At 67.7% G+C, this 16924-nt stretch carries 13 protein-coding genes; 6 read left to right on the top strand and 7 right to left on the bottom strand.

Annotated elements, in window-relative coordinates:
* Positions 1-25 precede the first annotated feature (25 nt).
* Positions 26-517: a cytochrome c family protein gene (locus tag ASE02_RS17070; RefSeq protein ID WP_156406102.1), complete on the top strand. Its 492-nt coding sequence runs from the start codon at positions 26-28 to the stop codon at positions 515-517.
* Between the two features lie 297 nt (positions 518-814).
* On the opposite strand, the gene ASE02_RS17065 is transcribed toward ASE02_RS17070, so the two are convergent.
* From ASE02_RS17065 to ASE02_RS17055, 3 genes are all read right to left on the bottom strand, one after another.
* Entirely contained in the window at positions 815-3973 is a 3159-nt protein-coding gene (locus tag ASE02_RS17065) for an efflux RND transporter permease subunit (protein WP_056735766.1), read from the bottom strand.
* Positions 3973-5196 (bottom strand): efflux RND transporter periplasmic adaptor subunit, encoded by a 1224-nt coding sequence (locus ASE02_RS17060; protein WP_056735734.1) that lies wholly within the window; start codon positions 5194-5196, stop codon positions 3973-3975. Before ASE02_RS17060 ends, ASE02_RS17065 begins: the two co-directional genes overlap by 1 nt.
* Positions 5197-5442: 246 nt before the next feature.
* The gene (locus ASE02_RS17055; protein WP_056735733.1) at positions 5443-6213 is read right to left on the bottom strand and encodes a class II aldolase/adducin family protein; all 771 of its coding nucleotides are present in this window, start codon (positions 6211-6213) and stop codon (positions 5443-5445) included.
* A gap of 289 nt (positions 6214-6502) precedes the next feature.
* On the opposite strand from ASE02_RS17055, the gene ASE02_RS17050 reads away from it, so the two are divergent.
* Positions 6503-7099, top strand: coding sequence for a CHRD domain-containing protein (locus ASE02_RS17050; RefSeq protein WP_200957712.1), 597 nt, complete (start codon positions 6503-6505; stop codon positions 7097-7099).
* Between the two features lie 12 nt (positions 7100-7111).
* Here ASE02_RS17050 and glpK read toward each other — a convergent pair whose 3' ends face one another.
* Positions 7112-8611 (bottom strand): glycerol kinase GlpK, encoded by a 1500-nt coding sequence (gene glpK, locus ASE02_RS17045; RefSeq protein ID WP_056735732.1) that lies wholly within the window; start codon positions 8609-8611, stop codon positions 7112-7114.
* Between the two features lie 124 nt (positions 8612-8735).
* Between glpK and ASE02_RS17040 the strand changes: the two genes are divergently transcribed.
* The 3 genes from ASE02_RS17040 (at position 8736) to ASE02_RS17030 (ending at position 11220) form a co-directional block, all read left to right on the top strand.
* Complete coding sequence (locus ASE02_RS17040) at positions 8736-9857, top strand: DUF2336 domain-containing protein (RefSeq protein ID WP_235536736.1); 1122 nt, start codon at positions 8736-8738, stop codon at positions 9855-9857.
* A gap of 33 nt (positions 9858-9890) precedes the next feature.
* Positions 9891-10673 carry an NAD kinase gene (locus ASE02_RS17035; RefSeq protein WP_056735731.1) on the top strand — a complete coding sequence of 261 codons (783 nt, stop codon included), beginning with the start codon at positions 9891-9893 and terminating at the stop codon, positions 10671-10673.
* 76 nt (positions 10674-10749) lie between these two features.
* Complete coding sequence (locus tag ASE02_RS17030; protein WP_056735730.1) at positions 10750-11220, top strand: hypothetical protein; 471 nt, start codon at positions 10750-10752, stop codon at positions 11218-11220.
* A gap of 4 nt (positions 11221-11224) precedes the next feature.
* Here the strand turns inward: ASE02_RS17030 and ASE02_RS17025 are convergent, their stop codons facing one another.
* From ASE02_RS17025 to ASE02_RS17015, 3 genes are all read right to left on the bottom strand, one after another.
* Positions 11225-11995, bottom strand: coding sequence for an NUDIX hydrolase (locus tag ASE02_RS17025; RefSeq protein WP_056735729.1), 771 nt, complete (start codon positions 11993-11995; stop codon positions 11225-11227).
* Positions 11996-12066: 71 nt separating this feature from the next.
* Positions 12067-13686, bottom strand: a complete 1620-nt coding sequence (locus ASE02_RS17020) for a hypothetical protein (protein ID WP_056735728.1) — start codon at positions 13684-13686, stop codon at positions 12067-12069.
* A 70-nt stretch (positions 13687-13756) separates the two neighbouring features.
* Positions 13757-14905 (bottom strand): DUF2336 domain-containing protein, encoded by a 1149-nt coding sequence (locus tag ASE02_RS17015; protein WP_056735727.1) that lies wholly within the window; start codon positions 14903-14905, stop codon positions 13757-13759.
* Positions 14906-15066: 161 nt separating this feature from the next.
* On the opposite strand from ASE02_RS17015, the gene ASE02_RS17010 reads away from it, so the two are divergent.
* Positions 15067-16872 carry a hybrid sensor histidine kinase/response regulator gene (locus tag ASE02_RS17010; RefSeq protein ID WP_056735726.1) on the top strand — a complete coding sequence of 602 codons (1806 nt, stop codon included), beginning with the start codon at positions 15067-15069 and terminating at the stop codon, positions 16870-16872.
* Positions 16873-16924 lie beyond the last annotated feature (52 nt).

Below are 16924 nucleotides of genomic sequence, written 5' to 3'. Positions count from 1 at the left end.
TCAAGTTTGGCGAAGGGGCTATGAAATGCGCAACGCGGTGATGCTGTCTGTCGTCGGGGCCTGCGCCCTGCTCGCCGCTTGCGGCCAGGGTGGTGGCGAGAAAACCGCCGAGGCGCCCGCGGCCCCCGCGACGCCCGAGCCCACGGCCGCCGAGAAGCAGGCCCTGCTGGCCGCCCTGCCCGCGCCCTACAACACCGCCGACCTGGCCAATGGGAAGCAGAAGTTCGGCATGTGCCGGTCCTGCCACACCATCGTGCCCGGCGGCGCGAACATGACCGGCCCGAACCTGCACGGGGTCTTCGGCCGCAAGGCCGGCGAGGTCGCGAGCTACAAGTATTCCGACGCCGTCAAGAACGCCGGCTTCGTCTGGGACGCCGATCACCTGGACAAGTGGCTGGCCGAACCGCGCACCTTCCTGCCGGGAACCAAGATGTCCTTCGCGGGGCTGAAGGATCCGAAGGATCGCATCGACCTGATCGCCTACCTGAAGGTCGAGACCGGCTACAAGGCTCCCTAACCATTTGAACTCCGGCCGCTTTCGTCCCTTCGAGCGTTTTTCTCGAAGGGATGAGTTTTTACGCGAGTAACGGGCACAAGCAACCTTGACGAGAATATCGTTCGGTCGCACCATCTGTGCATCGAGGCTGCACTTGCATCTGTCAGCCGAGATCCTGCGCCGACCGCGCGACGCCCCCTTGTCGCCGACGGCGCCACCCCGATAACTCGCCTCCCCCTCGGGGGAGGCATTTTCGTTTGGACCACGCGCGCCAAGCCGACCGCCCCGGAGGGCGGCGCTTGGTCACCTGGGCGGGCTCTATTCGGCGGCGTTAGCCGCGCGCGTCTGCTCGGCTTCTTCGAAGGCCTCGATACGGCGAGCGGTGGCCTGGGGCGACTTCGTGAAGCGCGCCAGCATGTTGTAGAACACCGGGACGATGAACAGGGTCAGCACGGTCGAGAAGATCGCGCCGAAGAAGATCACCACGCCGATGGTCTTGCGGCTCTCGCCGCCCGCCCCGCCCCACATGATCAGCGGGATGGCGCCGGCCGCCGCGGCGATCGAGGTCATGATGATCGGCCGCAGCCGCAGGGTGGCGCTTTCGATCACCGCTTCGCGGATGCTGAGCCCCTCGTCGCGCAACTGATTGGCGAACTCGACGATCAGAATGCCGTTCTTCGCCGCGATGCCCACCAGGATGATCAAACCGATCTGGCTATAGGTGTTGATGGTCGATCCGGCCACCAGCAGGCCGAACAGCCCGCCAAGCGCGGCGACCGGCACGGTCAGCATGATGACCGCCGGGTGGATCCAGCTTTCGAACTGAGCCGCCAGGACCAGGAACACCAGCAGCAGCGCCATGCCGAAGGCCAGGCCGACAGCCCCGCCCGCTTCAAGATAGTCGCGCGCCATGCCGCCCCACTTGATCTGCGGGCCCGGCGGCAGCTTGGCCACCTCGGTTTCGAAGAACTTCACCGCGTCGCCCACCGGATAGCCGGGGTTGAGCTGCGCCGACAGCGTCACCGACCGCAGCCGGTCGACCCGGGAGCGGTCAGGCGTATCGCCCCGCACCTCGGTCGTGACCACGGTCGACAGCGGGATCAGCTGTCCCGACTGGGCCCGGACATACAGATTGCCGATGTCCTGCTCGGTCTGGCGCTGCTCGCGATCGGTCTGCAGGAGCACGTCGTACTCCTGGCCGTTTTTGATGTAGGTCGTCACCCGCCGGGTGCCGAAGTTGCTTTCCAGCGCCCGGCCGACCGCCTGGGCGGAGACGCCGAGCGAGGCGGCCTTTTCCCGGTCGATGTTGACGAGGACGCGCGGGCTGGTGGGTTCGTAGTCGAGGCGCGCCCTGGCGAGCCCCGGATTAGCCTCGGCCGCCGCCAGCAACGGCGCGATCCAGTCGGCGACCTGACCATAGTCGTCACCGACCGCGATCACATCCACTCCGCCGCCACCGCCGCCACCGCCGCCGCGCGAGAAGGCCGGACGCACCATGGCGATCGCCCGGACCGCCGTGACCGAGGAAAGCTCGCGGTTCAGCTGGGCGGCCAGCTCGTTGGAGGTGATGCCGGCGTCTTGCGCCACGTTGGCGTTGCCGAAGCCGCCGTTGAACTGGCTGCCGCCGAACCGAGGCACGCCGATGATGTAGCGGGTGATCTTGCCCTCTTCGAGCAGGGTCTGAAGCCGGGCCTCGACCTGATCGACCGCCTTGCGGGTGTAGTCGTAACCAGCGCCCTCGGGGCCGCTCATGTTGAGGTCGACGCGCCCGCGGTCTTCCTCGGGCACCAGCTCGCGCGGCAGCACCGAGAACAGGCCGACGGCCCCGGCCGCCAGCACCGCCACCAGCACCGCCGTGCCGATGGACGCGGCCCTGCGGCCAAGCAAAGCGTCCAGCGAGGCGTGGTAGGAGGCCTTGAGCTTGTCCATGGCGCCGTCGACATAGCGGGCGATGAAGCCCTCGCCGCGGGCCGGACGCAGCAGCTTGGACGCCAGCATCGGCGACAGGCTGAGCGCCAGCAGGGCCGAGAAGGCCACGGCCGCGGCGATGGCCACCGCCAGCTCCACGAACAGGCGGCCGATATAGCCGGGCAGGAACATCAGCGGCGCGAACACCGAGATCAGCACGATGGTCGTGGCGACCACGGCGAAGAACACCTGCCGCGCCCCGCGTTGGGCCGCGACGATCGGCGGCTCGCCGTCGTCGATCCGGCGCTGGATGTTCTCGACCACCACGATGGCGTCGTCGACCACCAGGCCGATCGCCAGCACCAGGGCCAGCAGCGTCAGCAGGTTCAGCGAGAACCCGAGCGGGGCCAGCACGATGAAGGTCGAGAGGATGCAGATCGGCGCGACGATCGACGGGATCAGCGCCGCGCGCCAGGTGCCGAGGAAGATGAAGTTCACCAGGGCCACCAGCCCCAGCGAAATGCCCATGGTGATCCAGACCTCCTGGATCGCGTGGGCGGTGAAGATCGTGTAGTCGACCGCCACTTCCAGGGTCGTGCCCTTGGGCAGCGACTTGTTCAGCTCCGGCAGCAGGGTGTTGACACCCTTGGAGATGTCCAGATCGTTGGCCTGCGACTGCCGGGTGATGCCGATGCCGACCTGGTCGCGGCCGTTGGAGCGGAAGCTGCGGCGGCGCTCGTCAGGCCCCTCCTCCACGCGGGCGATGTCGCCCAGGCGGGTGATATAGGCCTGCGAGGTGTTGCCGGTCGCCGCGCTGGTGCGCGTTCCCGACGCCACCACCGGCAGCTCGGCGAACTCGGCGGGCGTCGAGTAGCCGCGCGCCACGCGGATCGTGAAGTCCTTGGCCGGCGCTTCGAGCGAGCCAGCCGGCAGTTCGAGGTTCTGGCTATTCAGCGCGTTCTCGACGTCGTCGACGGTCACGCCGCGAGCGGCCATGGCGTCCGGGTTCAGCCAGATGCGCATTGAGTAGAGTTGGCTGCCGGCGACGAACACCTGGGCGACGCCGTCGACGGTCGAGAACCGCTCGACCAGATAGCGCTGGGCGTAGTCGGAGAGCTGCAACCGGTTGAGCGTCGTCGAGGCGAACGAGATGAACATGATCGGCGAGCCGTCCGCCGTCGCCTTGGCGATCTGCGGGGGATCGGCCTGCAGCGGCAGGTTCGCCGCCACGCGGCTCACCGCGTCGCGAACATCGTTGGCCGCGTCATCGAGGTTCCGGTCGAGCCGGAACGAGATGTTGATGTTGGACCGCCCGTCGCGCGACGACGAGTTGACCCGGTCGATCCCCTGGATGCCGGAGATCTGACGCTCGATAACTTCGGTGATCCGCTCCTCGACGACCTCGGCCGAGGCGCCGCGATAGGTGGTCGAGATCGAGACCACCGGCGGATCGACGCTGGGAAGTTCGCGGACCGTCAGCGAGGCGAAGGCCGCCAAGCCGACGACGCACAGAATGATCGCGGCGACGGCGGCGAATACCGGCCGGCGGACGGAGAGATCAGACAGCATCATGCGCCGGGCCGCGCGCCGCGCGCTCCTGGCTGCGGCCCAGTCACATCGGCCGCCGCTTCACGCGGACCGGCGCCGGCCAGCACGCGAACCGGCTGGCCCGGTTGGATCTTGTTCAAGCCGTCGGCCACGATCTGTTCGCCGACCTTCAGGCCGTCGCGGATCTCGACCAGGCCGTCCTGGCGCACGCCGGTCAGGACCGGGCGGCGCTCGGCCAGGCTGCGCTCGCCGTCACGCTTGACGACATAGACAAAGGCCGTGTCGCCCTGGACGGACACCGCCGCCTCCGGCGCGGCCACCACCTGGCGCTGACCGCGGGCGATCCCGATGCGCATCATCATGCCGGGCTTCAACTTGCCGCCGGGATTGGGGAATTCGGCCCGCGCGGTGATGGCGCGGGTGCGTTCGTCGATCCGGGTGTCCAGCTTCTGGATGCGGCCCTGGATGGCTTCGCCGGGATAGGAGTCGACGCGGGCGACGATCGGCTGTCCCTCGCGGACCGAGGCCAGATAACGGTCGGGCACCTCGAAATCGACGCGAACGGCGCTGACGTCGTCCAGGGTCACGATCGCCGCACCCGGATTGATCAGCGCGCCCGGAGCGATGTCGGACAGGCCGACGACCCCGGCGAACGGCGCGCGGATCGTGCGGTCGCCCTCACGGGCCCGGGCGGCGTCGACATCGGCCTTGGCGGCGAGATAGGTCGCTTCACGTTGATCTAGCGCGGTCTTCGAGGCGAACCCCTGCGTCGCGAGCTGCTTCCAGCGGTCGTAATCGCGTTGAGCCTGGACCATCCGGGCCTGAGCCTGGGCCAAGCCCGCGCTCTGTTCCGTGGATTTCAGTTCGACCAGCACGGCGCCCTTGGCCACCGACTGACCGTCGGTGAACCGCACGCGCTCCACCAGCTGGGTGGTCGCCGCGGTCAAGGTCACCGACTGGCGTCCCTTGGCCACGCCGATCACGTCGATGGCGTCGACGAAGATCTTGGATTCGGCGCCGACCAGTTTCACGGGGGCCGGGCCGCCCATGCCGCCCATGCCGCCGCGACCGCTGTGACCGCCGCCGCCCTTGCCTGCTCCGCCGCCCTTTTGTGCGGCCATGGCCGCGCCGGGGGGGCCGCCAGGGCCCTCCTTCTTACCGAGGGTCAGCTTCCAGCCGCCTGCGACCACCATCAGGGCCAGGATCACAAGTGCGGCGGCGAGGAAGAAGTGGCGTCGTATCAAGCTAGGGAAACTCCGCGAACTCCAAATGGAGAGGGGGTGGCCGTGAATCGAACCGGGTCTTATGGCGACCACATAGGCGCCGTCCAGTGACAGAACGATGGCTTTGCGTGTCTGACTTGAAATAGACGACGAAAGCTTCGCACCACGACACTTCTCGGGTGTCGATGACGCGTATTGTTTCGTAACCGCAAAGAAAACGGGCGCCCAAGAACCGGCGCCCGCCTTACTTAATCCTCAAGCAAGTCTCTAGGCGTCGTAGCCCGGCAAGGCGCGGTCCAGCTGGCGCAAAGCGCCGGGCCACGCAAGCTGGCCGCCAAGTCCCCGCGCCAACTGCATCTTCACTTCATCTTGCGCGGCTTCCGGCGCCATCAGGACGTTATCTCGACCTGCCGACAGCGCCATGACCTGCTGCTTGCAGGCGCGCTCCAGATAGAACATTCGGATCCAGCAGTCGGCCGCGCTTTCGCCGACCGCCAGGGTGCCGTGATTGCGCAGCAGCATCAGGTGCTTGTCGCCAATGTCGGCGACCAGGCGCTCACGCTCGTCCAGGTTCAGGGCGATGCCTTCATAGTCATGATAGGCCAGCATGGTCCGCACGATCAGCGCGTGCTGCGACAGCGGCAACAGCCCGTCCTTCTGCGCCGCCACGGCCACGCCCTGGTCGGTGTGCAGGTGCATGACATAGTGGGCGTCTTCCCGCGCGGCGTGGATCGCCGAGTGGATCGTGAAGCCCGCCGGATTGATGAAGAACGGCGTCTCCTGAAGGATATTGCCGTCCAGGTCGATCTTCACCAGGGCTGAGGCCGTCATCTCCCCGAAATACATGCCGTAGGGATTGATCAGGAATTGGTGATCGGGGCCCGGAATACGCGCCGAGATGTGGGTGTAGATGGCGTCGTCCCAGCCGTAGAGCGCCACCAGCCGGTAGAGGGCGGCGAGTTCGACCCGCACCTTCCACTCTTCGGCGCTGACCTTGCCCTTGAGCGAGCCTACGCTCGCAAGCGAACCATCGGCCATGGCGGCCTCCCCTAGTCTTCTGCGATCGTGCCTGATCGTTGATCACCAGAGTCGCGCCGCTGGCCCCGAGCGTCAAGCGCGCGGTTCACGGCCCTGTCGGCGGCCATTGCCGGCGCGATCACGGTTAATGCGGGATTGACTTCAAGTCATTCCGCGTCAGAGTTTCGAATAACTACGATATCCAAACACCCATCCACAGTGACGCTTACCAGTATGCGTGTTCGCGGAGGGGGATCTGCGGACTTTGACTTCATCCTCGTCGTTGCAGGTTCCACCGCGGAGGTCGAAATTGTCCCACAACACAATCAAGATGCTGGCCATAGCCGCATGCTTTTCTGTCGCTGGCGCGGCCCAAGCCGCGACGGTCTACAAGACCACCCTCGCCGGCACGAACGAGAACCCGGCGAACTTCAGCCCCGGAACCGGGTTCGCGACCCTGATCGTCGACACCACCGCCCACACCATGAGCCTCTCGGTGACGTTCCAGGACCTCGTCGGCCTCACCACCGCGGCGCACATCCATTGCTGCGCCCCCGCCCCGAACAATGTCGGGGTGGCGACCCAGACGCCCACCTTCATCGGGTTTCCGACCGGGGTCTCCAGCGGGACCTATTCCAACGTCTTCGATCTGACCCTGCTCAGCACCTACAACGCTACGTTCGTCACGGCCAACGGCGGCACGGCGGCAGGCGCGGAATCCGCGCTCTTCGCGGGGCTGAACACCGGCCAAGCCTATCTCAACCTCCATTCGACGGCGTACCCCGGCGGCGAGATCCGCGGACATTGGAGCGCCGTGCCGGAACCCGGAACCTGGGCGCTGATGATCACGGGCTTCGGCCTCGCCGGCGCAGCTATTCGGCGGCGGCGGACGGCGATGGCCGCCTAACCACGGCGACCGTCAGGTCTCGGTCCGCACCCGCGCGACGGCGTCCAGCCAACGGGCGTAGGCCGCCTCGCGCTCATGCCGGCTTGGCGAAGGATCAAACCGCTCGGTCGAGGGGCGCGAGCCGGTGGCCTCCTCCGCGTCGGCGAAGAGCCCAGCGCCTATGCCGGCGAACAGGGCCGCGCCCAGGGCGGTGGTCTCCAGATAGGTCGCGCGGCCCACCGCGATCCCGGTCAGGTCCGCCAGCCTCTGGCTGAACCAGACGCTGCGCGACATGCCGCCGTCGATCCGCAACTCGACGCCTTGGCCGAAGGCGCCGGGTGCGTCCGCCCGCATGGCTTCGATCAGGTCCCGAGTCTGGAGCGCGCAGGCGTCGAAGGCCGCGTGCGCGATCTCGGCCAGGCCGGTGTCGCGGGTCATGCCGAACAGCGCGCCCCGCGCATTGGCGTCCCACCACGGGGCGCCGAGGCCCGTGAAGGCCGGCACCAGAACCACGCCGTGATCGTCCTTGGCGCTCTGGGCCAGCTTCTCGACGCCGGCGCCGCCGCCCTCGACCTTGAGGCCTTCATTCACCCACTGCAGCGCCGCCCCGGCGATGAAGATCGAGCCTTCCAGCGCATAGGTGGTGCGACCGTTCAGCCGGGCCGCGACCGTGGTCAGCAAGCGCGAGCGCGACGGCGCCAAGTGCTCGCCAGTGTTGACCAGCATGAAGCAGCCGGTGCCGTAGGTGGCCTTCATCTCGCCGGCGCGAATGCAGCCCTGCCCCATCAGCGCGGCCTGCTGGTCACCGGCCACCCCGCGGATCGGGATGGACCGGCCCAGCAAGTCGGCCTGGGTGTCGCCAAAGATGTCGGCGCAATCGAGCACGCGCGGCATCAAGGCGGCCGGGACGTCCAGCATCTCCAGCATCTCGGCCGACCAGGCCTGGGCCTTCAGGTCGAAGAGCATGGTGCGCGAGGCGTTGGTGGCGTCGGTGACGTGCGAGGCCCCGCCGGTCAGCTTCCAGATCACCCAGCTGTCCATCGTGCCGGCCAGCAGCTCCCCGGCCTGGGCCCTGGCCCGGGCGCCTTCGACCGCGCCCAGCATCCAGGCGATCTTGGTGCCGGAGAAATAGGGATCGAGCAGCAGACCCGTGATGTCGGTGACCCGGCTCTCCTTGCCCGCCGCGCGCAGGCGCTCGCAGGTCGTCGCCGTACGGCGGTCCTGCCAGACGATGGCGCGGTGGATCGGCTTGCCAGTGACCTTGTCCCAGATCACCACCGTCTCGCGCTGATTGGTGATGCCAATGGCGACGATGTCTTCGATGGACCGGCCCGACTTGGCGATCGCCTCGCGCATCACGGTCACGGAGGTTTCGAAGATTTCCTCGGCGTCGTGCTCGACCCAGCCGTCCTCGGGATAGAACTGCTCCAGGGTCCGACCGGCGTCGGCGATCGGCGATCCCTTGGCGTCGAACAGGATGGCTCGCGTCGAGGTAGTGCCCTGATCGAGGGCCAAAATCAGAGGTTCAGACATCTCCGCCCCTTGTTCCGCAAGCGACTGCGGCTCTTTGCGTCACATGGTCAACAGCTACTAACCATGTTTTCATCGGTCAGGCGCAGATTCGAAGCTAGGCGCTTCGCCTGTTGGGGATGCCAGTTTGAGCGCGACCGCCAAGGCTGACGAACTGTTGAACCTGGCCCGCAGCCGCGCGCCGGCTGATCGCGAACGTCTGCTGCTGTCCATCGTCGACCTGTGCGACGCCGGCGAAAGCGCCAACAGCCTGATGTCGTCGGGGCCGATCCAGGCCCTGTTGAACTCCATCTTCATGAGCCTGGTGGTCGAGGCCGAGCGCGATATCCGCCGCCGGCTCTCCGAAAAGCTCTCCCACGCCGCCTGGGCGCCCTCGGCCCTGGTCAATGTGTTGGCGCTGGACGACATCGAGATCGCCCGCCCGATCATCGCCGCCAGTCCGGTGCTGAAGGATCACGACCTGATCCGCCTTCTGGTCGAGGCCACCATCGAGCATCAGATCGAGGTCGCCCGCCGTCCGCACATCGGCCCGCCCGTGGTCGCCGCCATTCTTCAGCAGAACGAGCCGGCGGTGCTGACCGCCCTGGCCGGCAACGACACCGCCGCGGTCGGCGCGCACGATCTGGCCGTGCTGGTGAAGGCCTCAGAGCGCGTCGCGGCGATGCGCTCGCCGCTGACCCGCCATCCCGGCCTGACCGACGACCTGGCCCGCGAGCTCTATGTCTGGGTCGGCCAGGCCCTGCGGCAATCGCTGATCGGCAGATTCCGGCTGGATTCGGCGGCCCTGGACGCCGCGCTCGGCGCCTCGGTGCAGGAAGCCCATGGCGGGGCGATCGAGACCGAAGCCGGCGTCACCGAGGTTCGCATCGGCGAACGCGAGGAGATGGAGCGACGGCTGATCGCCAAGCTCGACATGTCCGGCCAGCTCCGCCCCGGCTACCTGCTGCGGGCGCTGAAGGAGCGGAAGCTGTCGCTGTTTGTCGCCGGCCTGGCCACGCTAGGCCGCTTTGAACCGAGCCAGGTGCGCTCAGCGGTCGGCTCCGAGCACCCCGAACTCCTGGCCCTGGCCTGCGCCTCGGTCGGAATCGACCGCAGCGTGTTCCCCACCATCCTTGACCTGGTGCGGGAGTTGAACGGCGGAAAGCCGGGCGGCGGCCCCGAGGGCGCACGCCGCGCGCGCGGCGCTTTTGGGCCCTTCGAGCCGAACATCGCCGGCGCCGCATTTCGTCAGGCGCTGAACCCTGGTTGACGGATCGACCGTTTCACGGGCTTCTGCCGGGCGATGTTCAAGCCTGAGCCCTTCGTGACCCGCCTCGCCTTCGTGGCCAGCGACCGCCCCGAGGCCCAGGAGGCCAAGGACGCCCTCATCGCGCGCTATGGCCAGGCCAAGCTGGCCGACGCGCAGGTCGTCGTCGCCCTCGGCGGGGACGGCTTCATGCTCGAGACCCTGCACGAGAACCTGGGCGACGAGCGGCCGATCTACGGCATGAACCGCGGCTCGGTCGGCTTCCTGATGAACGAGTACAGCGAGGACGCCCTGCTGGAGCGGATCAACGCCGCCGAACGCGCCGTGATCCATCCGCTCTCGATGTCCGCGCTCGACATTCACGGACACGAGCACCGCGCCATCGCCATGAACGAGGTCTCGCTGCTGCGTCAGACCCGCCAGACCGCCAAGCTCCGCATCTCCATCGACGGCAAGGTGCGGCTGGGCGAGCTCTCCTGCGACGGCGCCCTGGTGGCGACCCCAGCCGGGTCGACCGCCTACAACCTCTCGGCCCACGGCCCGATCATCCCTCTCGACGCCAAGGTGCTGGCGCTGACCCCGATCAGCGCCTTCCGGCCCCGGCGCTGGCGCGGCGCCCTGCTCGCCCACACCGCCCGCGTCACCTTCGAGATCCTCGAGGCCGACAAGCGCCCGGTCAGCGCCGTGGCCGACAATTTTGAGGTCCGCGACGTGATGGAAGTTCACATCGCCGAGGACCGCACCCTGGCCCTTCATATGCTGTTCGACGCGGGCCGCAGTCTCGAGGAACGCGTGCTCGCCGAGCAGTTTTCCGTATGATTACCGTGGGTTCCCGGCTCATTCGTTGTTAACGCATCCGACCTAATCTGACGCTCGACTGTTCCAGGAGAGCGTTGTGAGCCAGCAAAACCCGGTCACCCACCCCCCCAGCCTGCGTTTGAAGGTCGGCGGCCGGTTCGGCGCGATCGACCCTAGCGCGATCGCCAAGGCGGAAGCCGCGCTGAAGAGCCTCTCCGGCAACTTCTCGCAGTGGTTGGCCGACGAAGTGCTCAAGCTCGACGCTGCTCGCCAGCGGGTCCATGACGAAGGCGTCACCGCCGAGACCATGGAAACCCTCTACCTGCGCGCCCATGACCTGAAGGGCCTTGGAACCACCTACGAGTTTCCGTTGATCACCCGCATCGGCGCCTCGCTCTGCCGCCTGATCGACGACAAGGACAAGCGCCTGACCGTCTCCATGGCCCTGGTCGATGCTCACATCGACGGCATCAAGGCCGCGGTCCGCGACAACATCAAGACTGACGACCATCCCGTCGGCCGCGTGCTGATCGAGGAACTGGAACGCAAGGTCACCGCGGCGGCCTGAGCCGCTACATCACATTCTCGAGCGGTTCCTCGACCACGCCGTAACCGGCGTTCGGCGGCAGGACCAGCACCTTGCCGTGGTCACGCGCCTGGATCTGCGGCTCGACGGTGACCAGCGTCCTGGCGGCCGCGCGGTCGATGCAGTCCTGGGCGCTGGACGCCTCGGCCAACAGCTGCACGTTCATTCGGGTCGGGAAGATCACCTTGCGCTCACCGGCCTGCGCCATGCGCAGGACCTCCTTGGGCTCGATCCATTCAGCGTCGACCGTCTCGCGCCCGTCGCAGGCGGCCAGCTGATCGTCCGGCGCATCAGCCACATAGAACCAGGTGTCGAACCGCTTGGGCGTCAGCGGCGGCGTGATCCAGCGCGCGAAGACCGTCAGGGCGCCAAGGTCGATCCGCACGCCAAGATCGCGCACGACATCAAGAAACGCGATGGTCCCGGCGTCGACCGCCTTGCGGACCTCCAGCGGGCAGGCCTCCCCGCCGATCGGCGAGCCGTCCAGACGCTGCCCCAGCAACACGCCGGCCTCCTCGAACACCTCGCGAATGGCGGCGATCCGCAAGCCCCGCTGCTCGGCGTCGAACCCCGACCAGCCCAGGGCATGGTCGGCCCATGCGGGGTCATGGTCCCCCGCATGACTCTTGCCGCCTGGAAACACCAGGGCGCCCGATGCGAAGTCGATCTGGTGATGGCGCTTGACCATCAACACCTCGAACGCCGGCGCATCGCGCAGCAGCAGGATGGTGGCGGCGGGCTTGATGTCTGAGTTCATGACGTCAGCTTGGGAGCATGAACACGCTCACGCAAGCATGACGCGAGGGCAGGCTCCCCCCATGGCGCGCTTCAATGGCCGGGGAGCGCCAGAGCGGCTGACGCCCGACTTGAGGACAGATAGGCCTTTGCGTCCTTGTAGGCCTGCCGGTCGGTATCCGGGGCGCTGATCTCCACCAGCTCCGAATAGTAGCTCCTCGCCTTCTCGGTCAGCTTCGCCGCCTGCGCCGCTCGGGCCGCGCCGCTGAGCGAATTGAACCGCTTGGGCGAATCCTTGAGCGAGGCCTCGAAGGCCGCCAGCGCCTCCTGCGGGCGCTTAAGTTCAAGCAACAGGAACCCCAGTTGCTCGATGGCGCAGATCACATGGCCGGGCTCGGCCGGGTCCTTTCCAGCAGCGATCTCCCTGGTCGCCGCGGCGGAGAGCAGGTCAACCGCCTGCTTGGTGTCCTGCCGGTCGTAGGCCAACCAGGCCAGGATGACGTCCCGGTCGATCGCGACCCGGTCCTTCCACCAAGACAGATCGACCCGCGCGCTGAGCCGTTCGAGCTCCGTGATCGCCTCGTTCGCCGCCTTCGTATCGCCGGTCCGCGCCGCGCCCAGGCCTCGCGCCGCGTAGGTGACGGCCTCAGCCCACGGGAACTGGTCCCAGTTGTAGTCGACCCAGCGTGCCCGAAGCCCCGCCGCCTGCTTCCACTCGCCCCGCTCAAGCGCCAAGCGCGCCGGCACGGCCGCCAGGGCGTAGGCCGCAGGACCAAAGCCCAACTGGTAGAGAACCTTCGGATCGATCTGCTCCAGGACCCCTTTCGCGCTCCGATCGTCGCCCATCTGCAGGTAGCCGTAGGCCATGTAATCGAGGGCGTGCAGATAGTCGCGCGAGACCCGATCGCCCTCCGCGGGCTGCGCCTTGGCCGTCGCCGCCGACTTGATGTTCCACTCGACCACCTGGGGCCAGGCGCCGAGACGGACATAGATGTGGCTTGGCATGTGAAGCGCATGCGGAGCGTTGGGGGCGACACCCTCATACGCCTTGGCCAGATGCGTGGCGTCATGGGCGTGCGCCGGGTTGTCATAGGCGTGGATCAGATAATGCATCAGGCCCGGATGCTCCGGCCTTTGCTCCAGCAACTTCTCGAGGGCTTGGGCGGCCGATTGCTGCTGCGCATAGGTCCTGTCGTACTTGTCGGCGGCCGCCAGTCGCGACAGCGCCCAGAACGCCTGGGCCTCGACATCGCCTGGGTAGCGGACGGCAAGCTCCCGCTGGCTGGCTTCCCAGTTGCGCAGACGGATGGGCGTGCCTGTCGCCGGCCACTCACGATAGTAGCCCGCCGCGGCCAGGACGTAGGCCCGGTCGCGCTCGCTGACGGCGAGCGACTTGGCCTTCTCGATCGCGTCGGACCCGGTCTGCAACGCCTGCGGCGTGGGCTGCCCGGACCAGAGGGGCTGGAACCAGGTCATCGCGATTCCCCACTGGGGCATCGCGCACCTGTCATCGACCTTGGCGGCGGCCGCGAACTCCGTCCGGGCCTCCGTGTACATCATGCTGTGCAGGAGAAAGAGGCCCTGATCGAACCGCGCCTGGGCCTCCGCGCTGCAGGTGGTCGCGATCGTAACGCCGGAAGGCGCGCCGCCGCTGGCGTCGCCGCCGTACGCCGCAGCCAGGAGAAGAACCGCCGCTGGAAAGCCGTTCGCCATGCACAACCATACCGAAATTCGGCACTCGCGTAACGGCGTTTGTTGAAGTTCGCCCGAGGGCGATCTTGGCCTAGGCCTGCGCCCTCGCCTGGCAGGTCTTGCGCGCGGCGCTGGAAACCTTGTCCATCTTGTCGAGCAGGTAATCCATGTCCTCACGACCGCCGAGCGTCGGCTGGGTCAGGAACCGCTGCAGCATTCGCTCCTGGAACCGTTCGCGATCACGGGTTCCGCCGTCGAATTCCATCGAGTGATAGGTGTCGACCCCGGCCCGGAACGCGCCGTAGAGCCGCGCCGGAAGCCCCGCGCGATCATAGATGGCCTTCAGGCCCAAGGGCCCGGCGTCGTGGATCATCAGCCAGGTGCGATGATGCGGAACGCTGGCCAGCTCCGACAGCCCCCACTCCAGAAACGTCATGTGGCCATGGGCCAGGCCCCGCAGCAGCAGCGAGGCGGTCAGGCGGTCGTTCTTGTGCAAGTGGGCGACGAAGCCCTTCACATCGGCGGTGCGCCCGACCTGATCGACCAGATCGATGGTCGCGCGCTCGGTGGCGCCGGTGGCGATCTCCAGCGCCAGCTCGGCCGAAACCGCATGATGATCCAGCAGATGATCGCGAACGGCGTCGCCGACCATGTGCACCAACTTCTCGGTCACCGACAGCGGCAGGGCGTCGCGATAGGCGACGGCCGAAAGCACCCGCTCAGACTGCTCGAACCGTTTGACCACGGCCTGCAGGGCCTGCTCGGCGAAGTCGGCGTTGTCGTTGGCGCAGGCCGCCTCGACCGCCCGCTCGACGCCATATTCGGCGATGGCTCCGGTCACCGTCTGGGACAGACGCGGCCGCTTGGCGATCACCACCTGACGCACCGGTCCGCCCAACCGGACGATCTCGGCCAGGTCGGCGTCGGTGAAGACCGGCGATGCGCCCAGGATCGGCAGCGCGATGCTCTCGACGTCCTTGGCCAGCCGAAGGGCCACGTCGCGCGGCACCAGCGGCGAGTTCTTCAGGGTGACGGCCAAGGCCCTGCGCACCAGTTCGGCGGCGTCCTGCGCCATCACCCGCAGGATCTCCTGCGCCCGCGCGCGATCCTCCTCGGCCAGCGGCGCGATCTCCAGCGCGCGGCAGATCTTATGGGCGGCGGCGGCGCGCTCATCGGGCGTCGCGCCCTTCACCAAGGTGCGGATGTCCCCATCGGTCAGCGCCGCGCGCGTGGTCGCCATTCCGGCCTAGCCCCCAATCGGAACCGAAGATCCCGAACAGGCATCATCAGCGGTTAAGCTTAATGATCGGTTGCCTTCAGGACTGTGGATTTACCTTGTCGCGTAACCGCTCGCCAACCCTGCTGCGATAGTTTCGATTCTTGCCGCCGAGGGATCCATTCATGTTGGTTGAGACCGATAAAATCGAGGCCCGTGGCGGGCTTTCGGTCACCCAACAAGCCCTCGACACCCAGACCGCCCTGCTGCCCTACGCCCTGGCCGTGTTTACGATCAGCCTGCCTGTCTATGTGTGGGCCGGATCGCATGCAGCCAACGCTGTCTGGATGACCGGAACCTTCGCGATCTTCTCCGCGGCCTGGGCGCTGTTCTACGTGATGGTGAACTGGCTGAAGCGTCCTGGGGCCCGGACCGACCTGGAGAAGCGCGGCCGGATGCACGTGCTGGGCGGCCTGATCTGGGCCGCGGCGGTGGCGCAGATCGCCGCCTTCGCCGACGGCGCCGGCGTCGCCCGCGAACCGCTGATGATGATCGCCGTGGCGGCGGCCACCGTGGTGATATTCTTCGCCTCCTCCTGGTTGCCCAGCCTGCTGATCGTCGGCTCCGCCGCCGCCGCCGGGCCGCTGTTCTTCCTGTTCCGCGACCCTGAAAGTCAGGCCATGGCCAACCTGGCCTGGGGCGGAATCGCGCTGGCCATGGCCCTGTCGCTGATCCTCAACCGCATCCTGCGGCGGCAGTTCGCCCTGGCGGCCGAGCGAGAGATCCTGATCGCCGATCGCGCCGGCAAGATGGAGGAGTCGCGTCGCCTCGCCCAATCCAAGTCCGACCTTGTCGCCACCCTGAGCCACGAGATCCGCAACGGCCTGACCGGCGTCGCCCACGTCCTGACCGCCGCGGTCGGCCACAACGGACGCTCGGCGCCTTCGCGTGAGCAGCTTTCGGCCGCGCTCGACGCCGCCAACGACCTGATCGCGGTCCTGAACACCACGCTCGATTCCGAAACGGCCGAGGCCGGCCGGCTCGAGGTCGAGACCCAGCCCTTCGACACCATCGCCCTGATCCGCGACCTGGTCCTGCTGAACCGCCCCAACGCCGCGGCCAAGGGGCTGGAGCTCACCCTGCACGTCGCCTCGGAACTCTCGACCCAGGACTGTGGCGCGACCATCGCCGACGTCCACCGGGTGCGCCAGATCCTAGTCAATCTGCTGGGCAACGCCTTGAAATTTACGGTCCGCGGCCGGGTCGAGGCCCGTATCGAGCGCTGCGGTCCCGGCCGCCTGGCCATCGAGATCGCCGACACCGGGCCGGGCCTGGCGGCCGAGGAGCTGGAGGACGCCTTCGAGCCCTTCAGCCGCATCGCCCGCACCAGCGCCGGGACCTCCGGCGCGGGGCTTGGCCTCTCGCTCTCGCGTCAGCTCGCCCGGCTGATGGGCGGCGAACTCCTGGCCCACAGCGCCATGGGCGTCGGCTCCTGCTTCCGCTTGGAACTGCCCTATGACGAAACGGCCATGCCCGAGCGGGACCTCGAACAGTCGAGTGAATCGGCCGGCGCCGCCCTGCCCCTCAATCGCCCCCTTCGGGTGCTGATCGCCGAGGACGACGCCCTCAACGCCGCCATGCTGCGCGCCGTGATCGAACAGTTGGGCCACCAGGTCGTCCACGCCGCCGACGGGCGCCGCGCCGTCGACCTGGCCAAGGTCTGCGAGTTCGACCTGCTGATGATCGACGGCCGGATGCCGAACATGGACGGCCCCGCCGCCATCGCCGCGATCCGCGCCCTGGACACCGAGATGGCCAGGGTTCCGATCGTCGCCGTCATCGGCGGCGACGCCGACGAGGCCAAGGAATGCGTCGACGCCGGGGCCGACGCCGTACTGCGCAAGCCGGTCAGCGTCGCGGCCGTGGCGCGCGCCGTGGCCGACGCCATCGCCGTCGAGCGCGACGAACAGCTGATCCGCTCGGTCGCCTAAGCGCCCTCGACGCCTTAGCCGTCGCCCGTCAGGATACCTCCAACAATAAGGG

Origin of the sequence: Phenylobacterium sp. Root700, assembly GCF_001429025.1 — a bacterium.
Taxonomy (GTDB): Bacteria; Pseudomonadota; Alphaproteobacteria; order Caulobacterales; family Caulobacteraceae; genus Phenylobacterium.
Note: the sequence above shows the minus strand (reverse complement) of the source record. Positions and strands in the feature narration are given on the sequence as shown.